This is a genomic window from Caulobacter sp. NIBR1757, assembly GCF_027912495.1.
GTDB lineage: Bacteria > Pseudomonadota > Alphaproteobacteria > Caulobacterales > Caulobacteraceae > Caulobacter.
In genome coordinates, this window is sequence record NZ_CP115463.1 from 2900090 (window position 1) to 2919839 (window position 19750).

At 66.0% G+C, this 19750-nt stretch carries 18 protein-coding genes; 6 read left to right on the plus strand and 12 right to left on the minus strand.

Annotated elements, in window-relative coordinates; genetic code table 11:
• Positions 1-108 precede the first annotated feature (108 nt).
• The gene (locus tag O5I81_RS14365) at positions 109-693 is read left to right on the plus strand and encodes a hypothetical protein (RefSeq protein WP_271065545.1); all 585 of its coding nucleotides are present in this window, start codon (positions 109-111) and stop codon (positions 691-693) included.
• 1 nt (position 694) lies between these two features.
• Here O5I81_RS14365 and guaA read toward each other — a convergent pair whose 3' ends face one another.
• The 6 genes from guaA to O5I81_RS14395 all read right to left on the minus strand — a co-directional run bounded on the left by guaA (position 695) and on the right by O5I81_RS14395 (position 7791).
• Entirely contained in the window at positions 695-2245 is a 1551-nt protein-coding gene (gene guaA, locus O5I81_RS14370; protein WP_271065546.1) for a glutamine-hydrolyzing GMP synthase, read from the minus strand.
• A complete protein-coding gene (locus tag O5I81_RS14375) occupies positions 2242-3507 on the minus strand; it encodes an RsmB/NOP family class I SAM-dependent RNA methyltransferase (RefSeq protein WP_271065547.1) in 1266 nt (421 codons plus the stop codon). The genes guaA and O5I81_RS14375 overlap by 4 nt, the downstream gene beginning before the upstream one ends.
• A gap of 19 nt (positions 3508-3526) precedes the next feature.
• Positions 3527-4990, minus strand: a complete 1464-nt coding sequence (guaB, locus tag O5I81_RS14380; RefSeq protein ID WP_271065548.1) for an IMP dehydrogenase — start codon at positions 4988-4990, stop codon at positions 3527-3529.
• A gap of 85 nt (positions 4991-5075) precedes the next feature.
• Positions 5076-5939: a hypothetical protein gene (locus tag O5I81_RS14385; protein ID WP_271065549.1), complete on the minus strand. Its 864-nt coding sequence runs from the start codon at positions 5937-5939 to the stop codon at positions 5076-5078.
• 35 nt (positions 5940-5974) lie between these two features.
• Positions 5975-6691, minus strand: coding sequence for an RlmE family RNA methyltransferase (locus tag O5I81_RS14390; RefSeq protein WP_271065550.1), 717 nt, complete (start codon positions 6689-6691; stop codon positions 5975-5977).
• Positions 6688-7791, minus strand: a complete 1104-nt coding sequence (locus O5I81_RS14395; protein WP_271065551.1) for a Ppx/GppA phosphatase family protein — start codon at positions 7789-7791, stop codon at positions 6688-6690. The genes O5I81_RS14390 and O5I81_RS14395 overlap by 4 nt, the downstream gene beginning before the upstream one ends.
• 158 nt (positions 7792-7949) lie before the next feature.
• Between O5I81_RS14395 and hspQ the strand changes: the two genes are divergently transcribed.
• Together hspQ and phhA are read left to right on the plus strand one after the other, a co-directional pair.
• Positions 7950-8279 carry a heat shock protein HspQ gene (gene hspQ, locus O5I81_RS14400; RefSeq protein WP_271069039.1) on the plus strand — a complete coding sequence of 110 codons (330 nt, stop codon included), beginning with the start codon at positions 7950-7952 and terminating at the stop codon, positions 8277-8279.
• An 81-nt stretch (positions 8280-8360) separates the two neighbouring features.
• Positions 8361-9239 carry a phenylalanine 4-monooxygenase gene (gene phhA, locus O5I81_RS14405; RefSeq protein WP_271065552.1) on the plus strand — a complete coding sequence of 293 codons (879 nt, stop codon included), beginning with the start codon at positions 8361-8363 and terminating at the stop codon, positions 9237-9239.
• On the opposite strand, the gene O5I81_RS14410 is transcribed toward phhA, so the two are convergent.
• Complete coding sequence (locus O5I81_RS14410) at positions 9200-10384, minus strand: acyltransferase family protein (protein WP_271065553.1); 1185 nt, start codon at positions 10382-10384, stop codon at positions 9200-9202. The two genes, phhA and O5I81_RS14410, sit on opposite strands and share 40 nt — an antisense overlap.
• 115 nt (positions 10385-10499) lie before the next feature.
• Between O5I81_RS14410 and O5I81_RS14415 the strand changes: the two genes are divergently transcribed.
• Complete coding sequence (locus tag O5I81_RS14415) at positions 10500-11321, plus strand: LytTR family DNA-binding domain-containing protein (protein ID WP_271065554.1); 822 nt, start codon at positions 10500-10502, stop codon at positions 11319-11321.
• Here O5I81_RS14415 and astB read toward each other — a convergent pair.
• The 4 genes from astB to O5I81_RS14435 all read right to left on the minus strand — a co-directional run bounded on the left by astB (position 11318) and on the right by O5I81_RS14435 (position 16736).
• Positions 11318-12646, minus strand: a complete 1329-nt coding sequence (astB, locus tag O5I81_RS14420; protein ID WP_271065555.1) for an N-succinylarginine dihydrolase — start codon at positions 12644-12646, stop codon at positions 11318-11320. The genes O5I81_RS14415 and astB overlap by 4 nt on opposite strands.
• Positions 12647-12800: 154 nt before the next feature.
• Positions 12801-14252 carry a succinylglutamate-semialdehyde dehydrogenase gene (gene astD, locus O5I81_RS14425; protein ID WP_271065556.1) on the minus strand — a complete coding sequence of 484 codons (1452 nt, stop codon included), beginning with the start codon at positions 14250-14252 and terminating at the stop codon, positions 12801-12803.
• Complete coding sequence (locus tag O5I81_RS14430; RefSeq protein WP_271065557.1) at positions 14249-15259, minus strand: arginine N-succinyltransferase; 1011 nt, start codon at positions 15257-15259, stop codon at positions 14249-14251. The genes astD and O5I81_RS14430 overlap by 4 nt, the downstream gene beginning before the upstream one ends.
• A 220-nt stretch (positions 15260-15479) precedes the next feature.
• A complete protein-coding gene (locus O5I81_RS14435; protein WP_271065558.1) occupies positions 15480-16736 on the minus strand; it encodes a hydrolase in 1257 nt (418 codons plus the stop codon).
• Between the two features lie 238 nt (positions 16737-16974).
• Here O5I81_RS14435 and O5I81_RS14440 point away from each other — a divergent pair, with 238 nt between their 5' ends.
• A complete protein-coding gene (locus O5I81_RS14440; RefSeq protein ID WP_271065559.1) occupies positions 16975-18252 on the plus strand; it encodes a hypothetical protein in 1278 nt (425 codons plus the stop codon).
• The gene (locus O5I81_RS14445) at positions 18249-19397 is read left to right on the plus strand and encodes a hypothetical protein (protein ID WP_271065560.1); all 1149 of its coding nucleotides are present in this window, start codon (positions 18249-18251) and stop codon (positions 19395-19397) included. Before O5I81_RS14440 ends, O5I81_RS14445 begins: the two co-directional genes overlap by 4 nt.
• 11 nt (positions 19398-19408) lie before the next feature.
• Here O5I81_RS14445 and O5I81_RS14450 read toward each other — a convergent pair whose 3' ends face one another.
• A complete protein-coding gene (locus O5I81_RS14450; protein ID WP_271065561.1) occupies positions 19409-19681 on the minus strand; it encodes a hypothetical protein in 273 nt (90 codons plus the stop codon).
• Positions 19682-19750 lie beyond the last annotated feature (69 nt).

Genomic DNA, 19750 nt, shown 5'->3' on the forward strand with positions numbered 1-19750 from the left:
ACGACCGTCTCCCACACGACTTGCGAGTTCAACGGCGAGCCTGCCATGCTGTTCCAGCGGATCGCTTGGCCCTCGGCAACCAAACCACGGGGGCGAAGTTTCCAACCCATGCGACATCAATCCGCCTTCGCCGCCTCTGCCCTGGCCATCACCCTGGCGCTGGCTGCCTGCTCGCCAGCCTCGAACGCGCCGAGCGATCCTGTCCCGACCACGCCCCCCGCCGCGCCCGCCCCCGCCCAGCCGGCCCCGCCCGCGGCCTCGGCGAACGTGCTCGGGCTTGAGGGCCTCGGCGATCTCAAGCTCGGACAGCCGGTCCCAGCCGGCAGCAGCTGGGCGTCCCGCGGCGCCCAGGCCAGCGACAGCTGCACCACCATCAGTTCGCCGGACTACCCCGGCGCCTACGCCATCGTGGAGGGCGGCAAGGTGCAGCGCATCACGCTGGGCCAACGCTCGGACGTGAAGCTGGCCGAGGGCATCGGCGTCGGCGACAGCGAGGCGGATGTGAAGAAGTGGTTCGCCGGCTTCCGCGAAGAGCCGCACAAGTACGAAGACGCCCCGGCCAAATACCTGACCGCCCCCAACGCCGAGAGCGGCGACGCGGCCCTGCGCTTCGAGATCGGCGCCGACGGCAAGGTCAAGCTGATCCACATCGGCATGGCGCCGGTGCTGGGCTACGTCGAAGGCTGCAGCTGACCTATTCCCACTCGATGGTGCCAGGCGGCTTGGACGTCACGTCGTAGACCACCCGGTTCACACCGCGCACCTCGTTGATGATCCGCGTCGCCGTCCGGCCGAGCACTTCCCATGGAAACTCGAAGAAGTCGGCGGTCATGCCGTCGGTCGAGGTCACGGCCCGCAGCGCCAGCACGTTCTCATAGGTGCGGGCATCGCCCATCACCCCGACGGTCTTGACCGGCAACAGGACGGCGAAGGCCTGCCAGATCTTGTCGTAGAGGCCGGCCTTGCGGATTTCCTCCAGGTAGATGGCGTCGGCCTGCTGCAGGACCGTGACTTTCTCCGGGGTAATTTCCCCGGGGATACGGATGGCCAGGCCTGGCCCCGGGAAGGGGTGGCGGCCGACGAAGTCCGGATGCAGGCCCAGCTCGACGCCCAGCACCCGTACCTCGTCCTTAAAGAGTTCGCGCAGCGGCTCGACCAGCTTGAGCTTCATGTAGTCGGGCAAGCCGCCGACGTTGTGGTGGCTCTTGATCACCGCGCTGGGGCCGCCCCGGGCCGAGACGCTCTCGACGACGTCCGGGTACAGGGTCCCCTGGGCCAGGAACTCGGCGCCGTCGATCTTGGCGCTCTCCTTGTCGAAGACGTCGATGAACAGCTTGCCGATGATCTTGCGCTTGGTCTCCGGGTCGGAAACCCCGGCCAAGCCGCCGAGGAATTCCTTCGACGCATCAACGTGGATCAGCGGGATGTTGTAGTGGTTCCTGAACAGCGAAACGACCTGGTCGCTCTCGCCCGACCGCATCAGGCCGGTATCGACATAGACGCAGGTCAGCTGGTCGCCGATCGCCTCATGGATCAGCACCGCCGCCACCGAGCTGTCGACGCCGCCGGACAGGCCGCAGATCACCCGGCCCTTGCCGACCTGCTGGCGGATGCGGGCCACGGCCTCGTCCTTGAAGGCGGCCATGGTCCAGTCGCCGGTCAAACCGGCGATGCGATGGGTGAAGTTGCGCAACAGGGTGGCGCCGCGCGGCGTGTGCGCCACTTCGGGGTGGAACTGCACGCCGTAGATCTTGCGCGTCTCGTCGGCGATGGCAGCGAACGGCGCGCCGGCGCTGACGGCGATGACCTCGAAGCCCGGCGGGATCGCGGTGACGCGGTCGCCGTGGCTCATCCACACCGTCTCGGGCTGGCCGAGCTTGGCGAAGCCTTCGAACAGGGGGCTGGCCTTGGTGACCTCGATCTCGGCCCGGCCGAACTCGCGATGGTGGCCGCTCTCCACCTTACCGCCCAGCTGGGCGCAGATGGTCTGCTCGCCGTAGCAGATGCCCAGCACCGGCACGCCGGTCTCGAACAGGGCGTGGTCGGCGGCGGGGCTCTCGTCCTCGGTGGTGCTGGCCGGACCGCCCGACAGGATGATGGCCGCCGGCTTGACGCTGGCCAGGGCGGCGACCGCCTTGTCGTACGGGTGGATCTCGCAATAGACCCCGCTCTCACGAACCCGGCGGGCGATGAGCTGGGTCACCTGGCTGCCGAAGTCGACGATGAGGACGGACTGGTGGTTCATTTTTTGCGGTCCAGTAGAGCTGCGAAGAAGCCGTCGGTGCCGGCCGTGCGGGGCGACAGGCGCAGGTAGCCCTGCGGCGTCGTGAAGTCGGGGAACAGGGTCAACTTGCGCAGCTTGAAGGCGTCGTTGCGGGCCAGGAAGGCCTCGACCTGTTGCTCGTTTTCCTCGGCGAAGAAGGAGCAGGTGACATAGACCATCCGGCCGCCCGGCCTGACGAATTCCGAAGCCTGATCAAGCACCTTGCGCTGCTCGTTCAGACGCCGCTGCAGGGTGTCGGGCGTCAGCCGCCACTTCGCATCGGGATGCCGCCGCCAGGTGCCGGAGCCCGTACAGGGCGCGTCGACGAACACCAGGTCCATCTCGCCCTGCAGGCCGTTGAGCGGCTCCTTGTTCAGCGGCGTGCGCAGTTCGAGGTTGGTCACCCCGGCGCGGGTGGCGCGCGGGATGATGTCGGTCATCCGCCGCGCGTCACTGTCGTAGGCGTAGATCTTGCCGCTGTTGCCCATGGCCGCGGCAAGGGCCAGCGTCTTGCCGCCGCCGCCGGCGCAGTAGTCGAGCACCCTCTGGCCGGCCACGTCGCCGGCCACGGCCGCCGCCATCTGGCTGCCCAGGTCCTGGACCTCGAACCAACCCATGGCGAACGAGGGATGGATCTCCACCGCCGCCGCCCGTTCGGCCGCCGCCGGGGCCGGCACGCGCAGCGCATCGGGCAGGATGCCGGCCGGCTCGGCGCCCATGTCGTCCAGCGCCTTCAGCACCTCATATGCGTCGCTCTTCAGGCGGTTGACCCGCAAATCGACCGGCGCGCGCTGGGCAAAGGCGATGCCCTCCTCGACGCGGTCCTTGCCGAAGGTGCGAGCCATGCTGGCCTCGATCCAGTCGGGATAGTCGCCCTGCACATCGGCCTTGGCGCCCTTGAGGGACGGCTTGGCGTTGAGGGTGGCGATCTCGTGATCGGTCAGCGGGCCGGGCCCATGCGGATCGGCGCAGGCTTCGCCCAGCCGGTCCATGTCCCAGTCCCAGATCCAGCGCAGAGCCGCGAGCGCGCGGGCGCGGTTGCTCTCCTCGCCCATCAGATGGGCGAGAGAGCGCTGTCGACGCAGCACGTCCAGCGCAAGGCCCGACACCCAGGCGCGGTCCTTCGATCCCGCGTAACGGGCCCCGTCGCTCCAGGTCTTCAGCGCCTGCCGAACCGGCTTGTGGCGCAGTTCGATATCATCCAGCACCTGGATCGCCGCCGCGATGCGTCCGCCATCCCTCACTGGGTACCCTCACTCACGTTCAATTGGAGCCCTGGTAGTTCGGGGCCTCCCTGGTGATCATCACGTCGTGGACATGGCTTTCGCGCAGGCCCGCGTTGGTAATCCGCACGAACCGCGCCCTATCCCAAAGCTCCGGAATGGTCGGCGCCCCCACATAGCCCATGGCGGCGCGAAGCCCCCCGACCATCTGGTGGATCACCGGCCCGATCGGACCCTTGTAGGGCGTCTGGCCCTCGATGCCTTCCGGCACCAGCTTCTGGGAGTCGGTGACTTCCTTCTGGAAGTAGCGGTCGGCCGAGCCGCGCGCCATGGCGCCCAGCGAGCCCATGCCGCGATAGCTCTTGTAGGAGCGCCCCTGGTAGAGGAACACCTCGCCCGGGCTCTCGTCGGTGCCGGCGAACATCGAGCCCATCATGGCGCAGGACGCCCCGACGGCGATGGCCTTGGCCAGATCGCCCGACGACTTGATACCGCCGTCGGCGATGATCGGCACGCCGCTGTCGCGACCGGCCTTCACGGCCTGTTCGATGGCGGTCAGTTGCGGCACGCCCACCCCGGCGACGATCCGCGTGGTGCAGATCGAGCCCGGGCCGATGCCCACCTTCACAGCGTCGGCCCCGGCGTCGATCAGGGCGCGGGCCCCGTCATAGGTCGCCACATTGCCGGCGACGATCTGCACCCGGTTGGTCTCGCGCTTCAGTCGGGCCACTGCGGCGGTGACCTGGCTGGAGTGGCCGTGAGCCGTGTCGATGATCACCACATCGACGCCCGCATCGACCAGCGCCAGCGACCGCTCGAACCCGGCGTCGCCGACCGTCGAGGCGGCGCCGACCAGCAGCCGGCCCTTCTCGTCCTTGGCGGCCAGGGGATGGGCCTGGGCCTTCTCGATGTCCTTGACGGTGATCAGGCCGACAGCCCGACCCTCTTCGTCGACGACGATCAGCCGCTCCAGCTTGTGACGCCGCAACAGCTCCTGCGCCTCGGCCCGCGACACGCCTTCGCGCACCGTGACCAGTCCATCAACCGTCATCAGCGCCGCCGCCGGCGTCGTGCCATTGCTCTCGAACCGCATGTCCCGGTTGGTGAGAATTCCCACGAGGCGTCCGGTATCCGGTTCAACCACCGGGAATCCCGAGATTTGCCGCTGCGCCTTGATCTCGAGGATCTGGGACAGCGTCGTCGTCGGGTTGATGGTCAGCGGGTTGATGACCATCCCGCTCTCATACCGCTTCACCTGCCGCACCTGGTCGGCCTGTTCATCGACCGTCAGGTTGCGGTGCAGGATGCCCATGCCTCCGGCCTGGGCCATGGCGATGGCCAGTCGGCTCTCGGTCACCGTATCCATGGCGGCCGAAACCAGCGGGATGTTAAGCCCGATCTCGCGCGTCAATTTTGTTTCGGTCGAAACCTGGGTCGGCATCACATCCGACGGACCGGGTTCAAGCAAAACATCGTCGAAGGTGAGCCCTTCGCGAATCTCCATGAGACTCTCCGTTTTGCGGGCCGCGTATGTGTCAGCCGGGGGGAGGAGTCAACCGCGCAGTGCCGCCCTGGCAAAATGCGCAGGCCTACTCGAAGCCGAACTCCCGACGGAGATCTTCCAACTGAAAATGGCGGAACTGAATTCGCGGAGGGGAAACGCTTTTGACCCGCATCCGGGCCTTCACAACGCTTTCAGGTGGCGTCGCGCCCTCGGAAACGACAACTACCATAAAGTGGTGATTAACAAGGGCGTTCAAGTTGGCCACGGAGTGAACATAGACCAATTGCTTAAGCGCCAGCGCCGTTCGCCCAATCAACGTTCGACCCGGATCTCGATACTTCAGCTCGACTATGTAGCGATCGCTTTCCGTATCGAGGATGGCATCCACTTCGACCGCTCCCCCAGAGCGAGCGATCAGCTTTACGTTACGCCTGACCGTCGCCCCCAACTCCTGTTGAAGCTTCTGAATGGCCAATGTCTCAGCCACGTAAGCACGCTCGATCAGCTCTTTCACTTGACGCGGAGAGCTAGATTCTCGCACCTCAAGAGATTCAGCACTCGATGAGGCGTGATGTGGTGATTGAGTAGACTGCGAAGACGCCGACGGGACTACCTCAGGCTCTTCGGGCGCGGCTTCCGTGACATCCTTTGCCAAGCGCTCCGCGACGTTTGGCGAGTCCCCCGTCTCTAGGAAACTCCGATCATCCTTGAAATCCCCTGGACCATACAGTTTCTTGTGGTGTCGAATTACCAAATATGTAAACGCGCCGAAAACTACTACGGGAAACAGTATGATGAAAATTATCAAAGCATGCTGAGAGAATAAAGAAATCTCTTTGATCCTTACACCAAGGACCGTGGTGCTCAACGCGTAGATAAACGAGATAAACAGCGCAATTATCCCGAGAGGATTGCGCACGCCATTCGGCACCGAAAGTTTGTCAGCCACCCACCACCCCCACGAGCAACGAGGCTATCCGTACTCTAAATTGAAGGCCCCTTGAACCCCGTCGCCGCCAGGAAGACCTCCGAGCTGTCGGCCCGGCTGGCCTTGGGCTTGATATGCTGCACCTTCTCGAAATGCTTCTTCAGCCGGCCGATGACCTCGGCCGTCTCGCCGCCCTGGAAGGCCTTGGCGACGAACGACCCGCCCGGCTTCAGCACCGAGACGGCGAAATCCACCGCCAGTTCGATCAGGCCGACGATGCGGATGTGGTCGGTCTCGCGGTGGCCGACGGTGTTGGGGGCCATGTCGGACAGCACGATGTCCGGCTGGCCGCCGAGCAGTTCCATCAGGCGCGGCCCGCAGGCGGGATCGGTGAAGTCCATCTGGATGATGGTCGCCGGGCTCAGGGGGTCGACTTCCAGCAGATCGACGCCGACCACCGGACCGGCGCCCCGCTCCAGCGCGATCTGAATCCAGCCGCCGGGCGCGCAGCCCAGGTCGATGATCTTCGTGCCCTTCTTGATCAGCTTCAGCTTGTCGTCGATCTCGCTGAGCTTGAAGGCGGCGCGGCTGCGATAGCCTTTCGCCCGGGCTTCGGCCGAAAACGGGTCGTTGATCTGCCGCTCCAGCCAGGCCTGCTGGCTGGGCGTGCGCCGGTAGGCGGTCTTCAGCCGCGCCGGCTTGTGGCGGCCGGCCTCCAGCCCACCCGAGGGCGGCTTGACCATGCGGCGGCGCGGCGGCTCTTCATCACTCATGCCGCCGCTTCTATAGGCCTTCGCCCTCGTCCGCCACGACGACGACGGCGCGGGCGCTGTTCGCTCATCAGGCTCATCAGGATGCCTTCCCGCAAACCGCGGTCCGCGACCCGCACCCGGGAGCACGGCCACAGCTCCTGAACCGCCTGCAGGATGGCCGCCCCGGCCAGCACCAGGTCGGCGCGGTCGGGCCCAATGCAGGCCTGCGCCGCCCGCTCGGCGGGGGTCAGGGCGATCAACCGGTCGGCCGCCGTCTCGCACTCGGCGCGGGTCATCCACATGCCATCGACCCGGTTGCGGTCATAGCGCGGCAGGTTGAGGTGCAATCCGGCCAGGCTGGTGATCGCCCCGGACGTACCGACCATATGGGCCCTGTCGGCCTCGAACACCTCGCGCAGCGGCTCGGCGTGCGGGAAGGCGGCGAGGATGTCCTTCACCGCCTCGACCATCGACCGGAACCAGGCCTCGGAGGCCTTCTCCCCTTCCGGGAAACGCTCGGCCAAAGTCACCACCCCGATCGGGATCGATAGCCAGGCCTTGATCGGCAGCTTCCAGGCGGCGAACTGTCGGGGCCGCAGGTCCAGCCCCTCCCCTTTCAGATCGACCCAGCTGAGTTCCGTCGATCCGCCGCCGACATCGACCACCAACGCCGCCTCGGCGGTGCGGTCCAGCAGGTTGACGCAGCCGGCGACCGACAGCTGGGCCTCTTCCTTGGGCGGAATGATCTGCAGCTTCAGGCCGGTTTCCTCGGCCACGCGGGCGATGAATTCCGGACCGTTCTCGGCCCCGCGGCAGGCCTGGGTGGCGATGGCGCGGAACCGCACGCACTTTCGCCGCCGCACCTTCTCAGCGCAGACGGTCAGGGCCGCCATGGCCCGTTCCATGGCCGCCTCGGACAGCCGGCCGCTCTGGGTGAGCCCCTCGCCCAGCCTGACAATGCGGGAATAGGCCTCGACGACGCGGAATCCGCCCGGCGTCGGAGTCGCCACCAGCAGGCGGCAGTTGTTCGTGCCCAGGTCGAGCGCCGCGTAACACGGCGGTCCACCCTGCCCGCGCTGGCCCTCACGGGGCTGCGGCCGGGCGCTTGGCGCCTCCGACATGGTTGTCACCTGTCTGCGCGGACGGCCGTGGATCGGCGCCCGGTTTCAAGGCGACCCTAGACCAGTTTGTCGCGATGAAGGAACCCCGCTCTTGCCGACTCCTCCATGATGACTACGTTCAGGATTCAGTCAGGCGGGAGGCGTACACTATGATCGTTATGAACACTCAGCTCGCCAAATTCGCCATTGGCCAGGTGGTCCGGCATCGGCTCTTCCCGTTCCGCGGGGTGATCTTCGATGTCGATCCGACCTTCGCCAATACCGAGGAATGGTGGAATTCTATTCCCGAAGAAATCCGCCCGCGTAAGGACCAGCCGTTCTACCACCTGTTGGCCGAGAACGATCAGAACACCTACGTGGCCTATGTTTCCGAGCAGAACCTGCTGCCTGATGACAGCGGCGAGCCGGTCGGCCATCCGCACACCGCGCTGATCTTCGACGGATTCACGGACGGCCACTACAATATGCGGCCCCGGGTCGCGCACTAACGCAACATCCTTCCGCCGGATCGGCCAAATCGAGGCAAATCCGGCGGAACTTTCCACCGGACGCACCGTAATCTCACCCCCATGAGCGCCGATGGCTTTACCGCCGCGCCGCCCCCCGGGGCGCGCGAAGACTGGACGATCGACCAGGGCTGGGCCGACTACACGGCCGAGGAACACGCGACCTGGGATATCCTCTACGAACGCCAGGCCGCCCTGCTGCCCGGCTATGCCTGTGACGAGTTCCTTCACGGGCTCGAGGCCCTGAACCTGCACCGCGGCGGCATCCCCAATTTCGAGGAAATCAACGTCGAGCTCCAGCGCCTCACCGGCTGGAGCGTCGTCGCCGTGCCGGGCCTGGTGCCCGACGAGGTCTTCTTCGACCATCTCGCCAACCGCCGCTTCCCGGCCGGCCAGTTCATCCGCAAGCAGGACCAGCTCGACTACCTGCAGGAACCGGACATCTTCCACGATGTCTTCGGCCATGTGCCGATGCTGACCGACCCGACCTTCGCCGACTACATGGAGGCCTACGGCAAGGGCGGCCAGCGGGCCGCGGGTCTGGGCCGGCTGCACAACCTCGCCCGCCTCTACTGGTACACGGTCGAGTTCGGCCTGCTTGAAACGCCCAAAGGCCTGCGCATCTACGGGGCCGGCATCGTCTCCTCGCGGACCGAAAGCATTTTCGCCCTCGACGATCCCTCGCCCAACCGGCTGGGGTTCGACCTCGTCCGGACGATGCGCACCCCCTACCGCATCGACGATTTCCAGCAGGTCTACTTCGTCATCCCCGGCCTGCAGGCGCTGCTCGACGCCACCCTGCAGGACTTCGCCCCCCTCTACGCCGCGCTCGAAACGGCGGACGACGTGCCGATCGACGCGGTCCTGGCGACGGACCGCGTCTTCACGACCGGGACCCAGGCCTACGCCGCGAGGGGCGGCCGCCTCGCCACCGCCGGCTGAGATTTCAGCCCGAACAGCGGCCGCAGGACCGGCATGCGCCGCGCCAGTTCGTTGGTCAGCAGGCAGCCGGCCACGGTGATGGCGATCAGCAGCAGCGCCTCCAGCGGCTGCCACAGGCCCAGCTTGTGAAGGTGATGCGCCGCCACAACGATCACCGTCTGGTGGATGATGTAGAAGGGGAAGACCGCCAGGGTCAGCCAGGTCAGCAGCGGCCCGCCCCTCTTCAGATGCCGCGCCCCGAAGCCGAGCACCGCAACGATCGCCATCCAGCTGTTCAGCGCCCAGACGGTGCGCATGGCCATCCGCAGCGCCTCGGGGGGCGCGACGTCATCGCCGCGCCAGATCCAGGCATAGGTCGCCCAGCCGGCCCAGCTGACCAGCCACAGGCCGAACGCCAGCCATCGGGCCTTCTCGAACCCGGCCTTCACCCCCGGTGACCTGGCGGTCAGGAAGCCGAACAAGAAGGCGCTCAGCGAAACGGCGTGGTTGTACCAGTCGTCGACCAGGTCGTGGCTGATGTCGGCGCCGAGCACGACGCGGTAGGCCGCCAGCACCACCGGCGGAACCGCGATCAGGGCCCAGACCGGCAACCGGTCCAGCGCCGCCTCCGCCGCCTTGAACAGCTTCGGCGCCAGCCACAGCAACAGCGCCAGCAGCATCGTGTAGAGGAACAGGTAGGCGACGAACCACATGTGGTTCCAGGTCGGGGTGATCAGCGTCTCGCCGTCCAGGCGCCAGTGGCCAGAGGCGGTCAGGTACTTGCCCCAGAAGGTCAGGTAGCTGTCGGCAAACCCGGGGAGGTTCTCGACCAGTTGATAGTAGGACTGCGGCGGCACGATCACCGCCATGGCGAACAGCAGCGGCGGCAGCAGCCGGACTGTCCGCAAGCCCGCCAGCGTCCTTGGCGCCATCTTGTCGGCCATGAACCGCGTCGCCGCGCCGGAGACCAGGAACAGCAGGGTCAGCCGCCAGGGATTGGTCAGCTGCATGACCGGCTCGAGCCATTCCACCGGCCGCGAGGTCTTCACATGCCAGTCCCAGGGCACATAGAACATGCCGACGTGATAGAGGATCAGCAGGCCGAACGCTCCGACTCGGATCCAGTCGAGGTCATGGCGGCGGTCGAGAGATGGGGTGGAATTCACAACAGATGGCTCCGGACAAGACAGGGACTGTCCTGGAGGGATGGCGCAGGCCCGCCTGCGCCGCCAAGGCCGCCGGGCCGCGCGGCGCCGCGCCGGTGACCAGCGGAAAGCGCCTGTGACGAACGGCGATCCATCCGGGACGAAAGCGGCCGAGCGCCGCGCCTTCTGGCTGTGCCTCGTCGGCGTGACCCTGTTCGTGGTCGCCCTCAACAGCGTCAATGTCCTCACCTTCATGGCCGACAACCCGGGCGATGATGCCACCGGCGTCGTCATCGGCGAGGCGACGAGCGCCGTCTCCGGCCTGGCGATGATCTGGCTGCCCTGGCTGGCGGTGCGCCGTGTGCCGCTTAACCGCCGGCCCTGGTGGCGGACCCTGGCCATCCACGCCGCAGTGCTGGTCCTCTTCTCCCTGGCCCACGTCGCCGGCTTCGTCCTGCTGCGCCAGCTGATCTGGGCCGCCCTCGGCGAGACCTACGATTTCGGCAACTGGCTGGAGCGCTGGCCCTACGAGTTCCGCAAGGACGCGGTGTCCTACAGCATCATCATGCTGGCCTTCTGGCTGGTCCGCGAGCGCATCGTCGCCGCCGCCGTCCCGTCGCCAGCCAGCGAACCGGCCACCTTCGACATCCGGGACGGCGCCCGGATCGTCCGCGCCAACCTGAGCGACATTCTCGCCGTCTCCTCGGCCGGCAACTACGCCGAGTTCCACCTGGCGGACGGCCGCAAGCCGCTGATGCGCGCCTCCCTGGCCAGCCTGGAGGCCAGGCTCGGCGCGCAGGGCTTCGTGCGCACCCACCGCTCCTGGCTGGTCAACGCCGCGCGGGTGACCGAGCTCAAGCCCGAAGGCAGCGGGGACTACGCCGTCACCCTCGGCGGCGTGACCGCGCCCCTGTCACGGCGGTTTCCGGAAGCCCTGGCGCGGCTGCGCGGCGGCTAGCGCTGGAACGGATAGAAGTCCGACCCCAGCCCCAGGATCTGCGTCAGCTCGTCCAGCGCCGTCCGGCTCTCGACCAGCAACGCCGGATCGGCCAGGTCGGCGGGCAGCAGCCGGTCGCGATACCGCGCCTCCGCCCAGGCCCCGAGCCGCGTCTGCAGCGCCGGCGTGAACCGCTGGTCGGCATTGGTCGCCGCCAGTTCCTCGTCGGTCAGCACCACCCGCAACCTGAGGCAAGCTGGGCCGCCGCCGTTGCGCATCGACTGGCGCACGTCGACGTATTCCACGCGTCTGATCGGCCCATTTCCGCTGACCAGCCCCTGCGCCACCGCATGGGCGCGCGGCGTCTCGGCCACCTCCATCGGCGCGATCAGGGTCAGGCGGTCCTCGCCGGGCAGGCTGATCAGCATGGAGTTGAACAGGTAGCTCTTCACCGCCTCGCCCAGCGGCAGGTCGGCCTCGGCCACCTCGACGAACACCGGCTCGAAACCGGCGGCAGCACGAATATCCGCCTCGACGGCGGTGCGGTCCTCGAACGCCGCCTCATGGAAGAACAGGCACTGTCTGGCGCCCACACAGACGACGTCGTTGTGGAACACCCCGGCCTCGATGGCCCGCCGCGCCTGCCGGGCGAACACCGCGCCGCCGGCGCCGTGCCGCCGCTGCACCGCCTCGAAGGCCTGCCGCGTCTGCCGGGCCGGGAACTTGCCGCTCCAGCCCTCCCAGGCGTCCCGCCCCCAGACGAACAGGTTGACCCCCGCCTCGCCATGGTCGGCGCAGAGCCGCACATGGTTGGCCGCGCCCTCGTCGGCGAAGTGCGGCTGGGCCGGCAGCGGGTCGTGCACCGCGAACCGCGTCTCATCCGGGAACAGCGTCCGCAACGACCGCGCCGTCTGCTCCCCCTCCAGACTCCGGTGCAGGTTGGTCAGCAGGTTGGCGGGCGTGAAATGCACCCGCCCATCGGCCGCATCGGCGCTCGGCGTCACCGTCGCGGCGTTGGCCGCCCACATCGGACTGGCCGAGCAGGCGGTGTTGAGCAGCTCCGGCGCCGTCCGCCCCGCCGCCTCGATCACGGCCGCGTCCGTCCCGCCGAACCCGAGGCTCCGCAGGAACCCCACATCCGGCCGTTCATGCGGCGGCAGCACGAACTGCGGCAGGCCGAGGTCGTGCAGCAACCGCATCTTGGCCAGGCCCTCGACCACCGCCGCGCGCGGGTTCGACGCCTCGCCCTTGTGGATCTCGCTGGCCAGGTTCCCCGGCGCCAGCCCGGCGAAACTGTGCGTCGGGCCAACGAGGCCGTCGCAGTTGGCTTCGACGGCCTGGGTCATGCGCCCACCCCTGCGCTGTCATCCTCCGGCGCCCGCAGGGCGACCGGGGGACCCAATTGTCCGCGTGAAGACTGCCAGGAGTCTATCCAGAGCCGCGTTGGGTCCCCCGGTCCGCTGCGCGGCCGGAGGATGACAGCGGAGGAGGTGCGGCGCTTCACGCCTTCAACCCCTTGATCTCGCCCAGGGTCGAGACCACCCGGTCGGCCTCGAAGCTCGCGACCGGATAGGCGCAGTAGTCCGCCGCATAGTAGGCGCTCGGCCGATGGTTGCCGCTGTCGCCCAGGCCGCCGAACGGCGCCGTGCCCGCCGCCCCGGTCGTCGGCCGGTTCCAGTTGGCGACGCCGGCCCGGATCCGCTGCTGGAACCGCGTCCACAGCGCCGCGTCATCGCTGATCAGCCCCGCCGACAGCCCATAGCGCGTGTGGTTGGCCAGGCTCATCGCCCCGTCGAAGGTCGCCGCCCGCCGAACCTGCAGGATCGGCGCGAAGATCTCCTCATCCGGCGTCTCATGATGCCCGACGTCGTAGATCCCCGGCGTGATGAACGCGTCGCTCAGCCCCGCGACCTTCCCCGGAACCCGCAACGCCGTCCCGCCCAGCTTGCCCGCCGCCTCGCGCGCCGCATCGGCCCCGCGCGCATGGATCAGCGGCCCCATGAACGGCTCCTCGCCATCCCACGGCCCGATCCGCAACCGGTCGGTCAGCGCCAGCAGCGCCTCGACCACCGCATCGCCCTCGCGCCCCTCGGGCAGGATAAGCCGCCGCGCGCACGAACACCGCTGCCCGGTGGTGATAAACGCCGACTGCACCACCAGGGCCGCCGCGGCTTGCGCGTCCACCGCATCCCACACCACCAGCGGGTTGTTGCCGCCCAGCTCCAGCGCCAGGATCACATGCGGCCGCTCGGCGAAATGCCGGCGGAAGTGCGCCCCCGCCGCCCCGCTGCCGGTGAACAACAGCCCGTCGATCTCCTGGTCGATCAGCGCCGCGCCCACCTCGCGCCCGCCCTGCACCAGGTTGAACACCCCGGCCGGCAGGTCCGCCTTCTCCAGCACGCCCGCCATGATCTCCCCCGACCACGGCGTCTCTTCCGACGGCTTGAACACCACCGTGTCCCCGGCCAGCAGCGCCGGCACGACATGGCCGTTGGGCAGGTGAACCGGGAAATTATACGGCCCCAGCACCGCCATCACCCCATGGGCCCGGTGGCGCAACACCGCCCGCCCGAACCCCATGGCCGTTTCCTTCACCCCGGTCCGCTCGTCGTAAGCCGCGATCGAGGCATCCACCTTGGCGATCATCGAGCCGACCTCGGCCGTGGTCTCCCACAGCGCCTTACCGCTCTCCCGCGAAATCGCCTTTGCAAACTCGGGCTGCGCTTCCTTCAACGCGGCCTGATAGCGCCGCATCGCCGCCACCCGCTCTTCGCGCGGCAGATCGGCCCAGGGATGGAACGCCGCCCGCGCCGCCGCCACGGCGGCCGCAACCTGCGCCCCGCTGGCCGCCGCGCCTTCCCAGACCACCGCCTCGGTCGCCGGATCGACGCTCGCAAAACCGCCCGCCTCGCCCGCGACCCAGCGGCCGCCGATATACTGACCCTTGCTCACGACTTCACACTCACCGCTTCGCCTTCGCCGAGCTTCAGCGCATCGGCCGCCTCCCGGCTCATGATCGCCTTGACCCCGTCGATCAGGACCGGCGTCCGCACGGCGCGGAACCCTCCGATCGCCGTCGTCGAGACCAGCGCCTCTTCGCCGTACGCTTCTTCATCGGTCCCGATGGCCACGGTCAGCCGCCGCGCCTCCTTGACCGTCTTGATGTCGTCCCGGTGGCAACTCACCGTCGGCCCGGCGTCGAACAGGTCGACCAGCCCCTGGAACCGGAATCCCTCCCGCTCCAGCATGGCCCGCGCCGCCTCGCCCTCGCGGTGACACTTGCCGATCACCGCCCGCGCCTCCTGCGGCAGCAGCCCGACATAGATCGGATGCCGCGGCGCCAGATCCAGGATGAACTGGCCGTTGGTCGAGGCGCTCATCCGGTCGGCCTCATCGAACTGCAGGGGGAAGAACCGCCCCGCCACATGCTCCCAGAACGGACAATGCCCGTCCTCGTCGAACCAGCCGCGCAGCTCGGCCAGCACCATCTCGGCGAACCGCGACGGCTCGATGCCGATCAGCATGTAGCGCGACTGCGCCAAGAGCCGCCCGGCCCCGCCCTTGCGCTTCTCCGGCCGCAGGAACAGGCTCCCCACCTCCGACCAGCCGGCGCATTCGTTGACCATCACCAGCGCCTGGTGATCGAACCGCAGGTCCAGCGTCGGGCTCGACTGCGCCAGGGTCACCACCCGCAGAGAAAAGTGCGGCCGCTTCAGCCCCACCCCCGCCTTCACCCCGGCCACCCCGGCGACGGACCCATCGACGGTGTCCTCCAGCATGATGGTGTACCAGGCCTCCGGCGCCGCCACCGCCCCCTCGAAACTGGCCGCCGACAGCGCCAGCCGGTCGCGCAAGGTCGGCTCGTCCTCAGGCAGACTGGTAAACCCCCGGCCCGACAGCACGGCCAGCTCCATCAGGGTATCGAAATCACTTGGGCCCGCGGGCCGCACGACGAACATCAAATCTCTCCGAGCGCAGCGAAGCGCAGACCATTCAAACTCTCCCCCCGCGAAGTGGGGGAAGGACCGCTTTGGAGCGAAGGCGACAAAGCAGGAGGGGGGCTCCCCCGCCTCAGGCAAATCCCCGCCGCCGGTGGGGCCCGCCTCCTGGTTTCTCGCTGGAGGCTCGAAACCTGTCCTCCCCCCGCTCGCGGGGGGAGAGTTGAAACCGCCGCCCCCCTCACGCCCCACCCTTCATCATCTCATGCAGCCGCCGCGCATCCACCTCGCCCGACGCCATCTTCATCAGCATCAGCGCCGACAGCCGCGCCCGCTCGGCAAAGCTCTCCGGCCAGGCGAACTCGTTCTCGCTGTGGATATCCCCGCCCCGCACGCCCAGCGTATCGACATTGGGCAGCCCCACGGCAAACAGGTTGTTGCCCTCGCAAACCCCGCCCGACGACTTCCAGGCAATCTCCTGCCCCAGCGCCGCCCCGACCCGCCGCACGTCTCCGAACAGCGCCTCCTGCGCCGCGTTGAACGGCTTGGCCGCCCGCGTCACCCCGCCGAACATCGACACGCCCAGCCCATCCCCGCGCCCACAGGCGCAGGCCCGCTCGATCCCCCCCTCCAGCCAGCGCGCCGCGTCGGCATCGGGAAACCGCACATTGAACCGCACCACCGCCACGTCGGGCACGACGTTCAGCGCCGATCCGCCGTCGATCCGGGCGACATTGACCGTCACCCCGTCCCGGCCGCCGTTCAGCCCGTCCAGGGCCCCGGCGATCCGCGCCGCCGCCGTGATGGCGTTGCGCCCCTCGTCGAAGGCGCGGCCGGCATGGGCCGAGCGCCCGGTCACCTTGACGTGGAAATTGCCGCTGCCCTTGCGCCCGGCGGCCAGGGTGCCGTCGGCCAGCGCCGGCTCATAGGTCATCCCCACATGCCCCAACCGCCCGATCCTGGCCAGCACCGCCCCGCTGCCCAGCGAGCCGATCTCCTCGTCGGGGCTCAGCAGCACCCGCCAGCCCACCTTGCCGGCCTCGCCGAACCGCTCAAACGCCTCCAGCGCCGCCATCATCACCGAGATGCCGCCCTTCATGTCGGCGATGCCGGGTCCGTTCAGCGCCCCGTCGGCCCGCCGCCCCACCGCCTGGAACGGACTGCCGGCCGGAAACACCGTGTCATAGTGTCCAGTTAGAACCACCTGCACCGGCGCCTCCGGCCGCATGGTCAGCAGCAGCGACGGCGGCGGCTCATGCAGCGTCTCGCGCCCGTCGGCGGCGATCTCCACCGTGGGGCTGAGCGCCTCATGGCTGACCTCCGCCCCCGGCACGGCCTCGCCCCAGGCCGCCGTCAGCAGATCCAGCGTCGCCCTCAGGCCCTCGATATTGCGGCTGCCGCTATTGCCGGCGCACCACCCCACGGCCCGCGCGACGATCTCTTCGCCCCGCTCGGAGATAGACTCCAGAACCGACCGCTCCTGCGGCGAAACCTGCATTCAGAGCCCCTCTGGACTTAACGCTTACGCCATTGCCCGCGGACTGAGTCGACGCGGAGACCTGTGAGCGCGGCCCCCGGAATGGCGCAAGACGGGAGTCGCGTAACGGGGAGCAGTGTTAGCCGAGGGGGGACATCGAGGGAAGTCCACACCGCGCCACCCCACAGTTGCCTTTGACCGACGCACATCCCATGATGGCCAAAAGTCGGAGGTTGCGGGGCCTTCGGAGGGGACAATTTTGGATAAGAAATCAACTGCGGAATTTGCATTTGACCTTCAGGTCGGCCTGAACGGAGCAGATGTACCAGAGTACGACGCGGCCGTAGAAATTGGTAAGGCCGCTGTTCTTGCGATAAATCTCAGAGGTCTTGGAGAGATTGACTACGGCGCACTGAGACTCGTGGCGTCTCACCATTTTAAAATTCGTTCAGATAGCCTTGATCATATTCTGCACATACTCGCAGAACTTGAACTGATCCGCCTGGTCACAGCCGGAAGCAGCATTAAGAAAATCATACCAGATATTCCCCATTTTGAGGATACCTACGAGCGCGTTGGCGAATATATTGATCAAAAGCCGTTAAATGAAATCGAGGCCGCCACAATCGAAATTCTTAGGAGGCTCTATGAAGCACCTCAGAATAAGGACTCTCTGCGAAATAATATAGGCATTGATAATTCGGCCTTCAACACATCCCTACAAATTGGCGGTCACGCAGGACTTATTACGGATCAACGCGCTCGTGGCCGAAATATTTTGGCAAGCCCACTTTATTTTAGTGGAAATCTTCAAAACTTCATAGACATGGCGGCCAGGGGCGAGACCCCAAATATTCACAGGGTGCTACAACTGGTTCGGCAGCACCAAGGCATGCCACTGTCGACCATTATGATTGACAGGCGAATCTCAGAAGTCTCTATCAGTTCGGATCAAGCCGAGCTTGTTAGGGCCCTAGCGGCAGAAGGCATAATCAAGCCGCCAACCATAACCAGACCAAATGGCGCATCAGAGCAGTTTGTGTTCACTCCGGAGCCCGGGAAAGTTAGGATGAGCGCAGCAAAGCGCGAAATATACGAAAAAGGAATGGCGCTAGCTGCTGCAGTGCGTAAGGGGCAGTTGCTGCCCGAGGCATACAGGATCAAATATCCCCACGCTCTCTTGAGCAAATTAGCAAACGAAAAGTCAATCAGGGCAAGCACCGAAGCCGCGCATCAATATCGCAACTTAACTGTATTGGGCCTCGGCCGACTTGAACACACCGGCGGTGGGTTCTTTAAATTTCGGCTGATTGACGTTCCGGAGAACGTCGAGGCCGTTTGGATTGCAGATCAACTTATAAGCGGCGAAACACCGGCGGACCTAGAACAAGACACTCAAGCTAGGCTTCTCCTCGCCCGGGATGAGGCGTACGTTCGGTCGCATATCTCATCTGCTCAATTGAGAGCACCACAGGCTTCAACGATCATATCCGATCGCGCCATGCACGAAATCGATCAATTCATGTTGCAACTATGATCAAAGATCGCGCTCAAAAGAGAATGGCAGCTAAGTTTTGCGCCGCCCAAGCAATCGTGCCATTCGCAGAGGTCGTCGTTCGTTCATCTGCCTCTCTCGAAGAGAGCCCTGTAGACATAACGGACATTGATGTTGCTGGAATTCAATATGGTCACCGAGGCGCCGAGAGAAGAATTCTTTTCGACTGCAAGACTGGGAAGATGAGTGCTATAAACAGAGCCCTTTGGGTAGCTGGCGTCGCCCGCTATGTCGATGCTCAAGAGGCGTATCTCATCCTCAAAAAGGATGCACCTTATAGCCACAGATTGGCAGCTAATGAACTCTGCGTACACGTCCACTCCGAATTGAATTTCGAAAAACATGCTTCAAGCGTCGCGCCAGCCTACAACTATGACTGCACTTACCTTGACGATATGGATGTCTGGGATGGAATGGCAACGGTTGCCAACGGCGTTCAGCGGCTCCAAGAACTAGTTCAATTTTCAAACATGGCTCCGCCACTCGAGCGCAACGGACCAAAGGGTCTACGAGGTGCCCTCGCTATTCTCTTGAGGGCCGCGCCGGAAATCGACCCAAGAAAACCCAAGCATATCTTCATATACTCATTGGCCCTGTCGGCTTTTGCGTGCTTTTCTGCGATGACAGCCTCAGATATGAAGACAATATTTCAGTTTGACATGACCAAGGAAGACTTTGACAGGACGGCCCGGTATTACTTGTGGGGTGGGCGAGACAGCTACCAAATGCGGAGAGCACTTAAGGCATCAATTGATCATAGCGGGACGCCAGACTCGAGCATCGACCTCGAACTCCCGCAGTGGCCCAGGTTCCTAAATATGTTTCGGAGCTTTCTTGATGCTCCAGATCTTTTATCGGCGACGCCCTACTTGAGCAAAGAAATTGCATTCAGAGCAGCGACCGGATCTCGCCAGGAGCCCGACCATCGCTTGAGTCAAATGCTTTCGGAAAATAAGCGAGCTCGACAATTCCTATTCCAGATGAACGCGTATCTCATTTCGGCGGCGAGGCTACCTAAGGAACTACAAGATACTTACGAGAGTTTAGTGAATTCTGTTACTTCGGACGGCTTCATCGCGGCAGAACAATCCGCGCCAGCCAGAACCGATGTGGATCGTCTGATCTAGAAACTGGCTAACTACCCCCGCACCATCAACCGCACCAAACTCCCCAACGCCCCGCACGCCGCCGCCAGTTCCTGCTGCCGCCGGCGCAGGTCTTCCGCCATCTGTTCCTGGGCCTCCGACACCCAGGCGCCGACGTCGCCCTCGCCGCAGCCCTCTCGCCCCGCCGCCGCCAGGTCCTCGATCATCCGGGGGTCGTCGCCCGCCTGGAACAGGTCGATTTCGGCGATGGCGGCGCGGTGGACCTGGGCGCGGGTTTCGGGGTCGAGGTCGGCGAGGCTGGGCATGGCGGGCTCCTTGGACTGATGTTCTTATTTTGTTCCCGTCGGAGTCAAGAGGCGCGGCGGCGGTTGCTG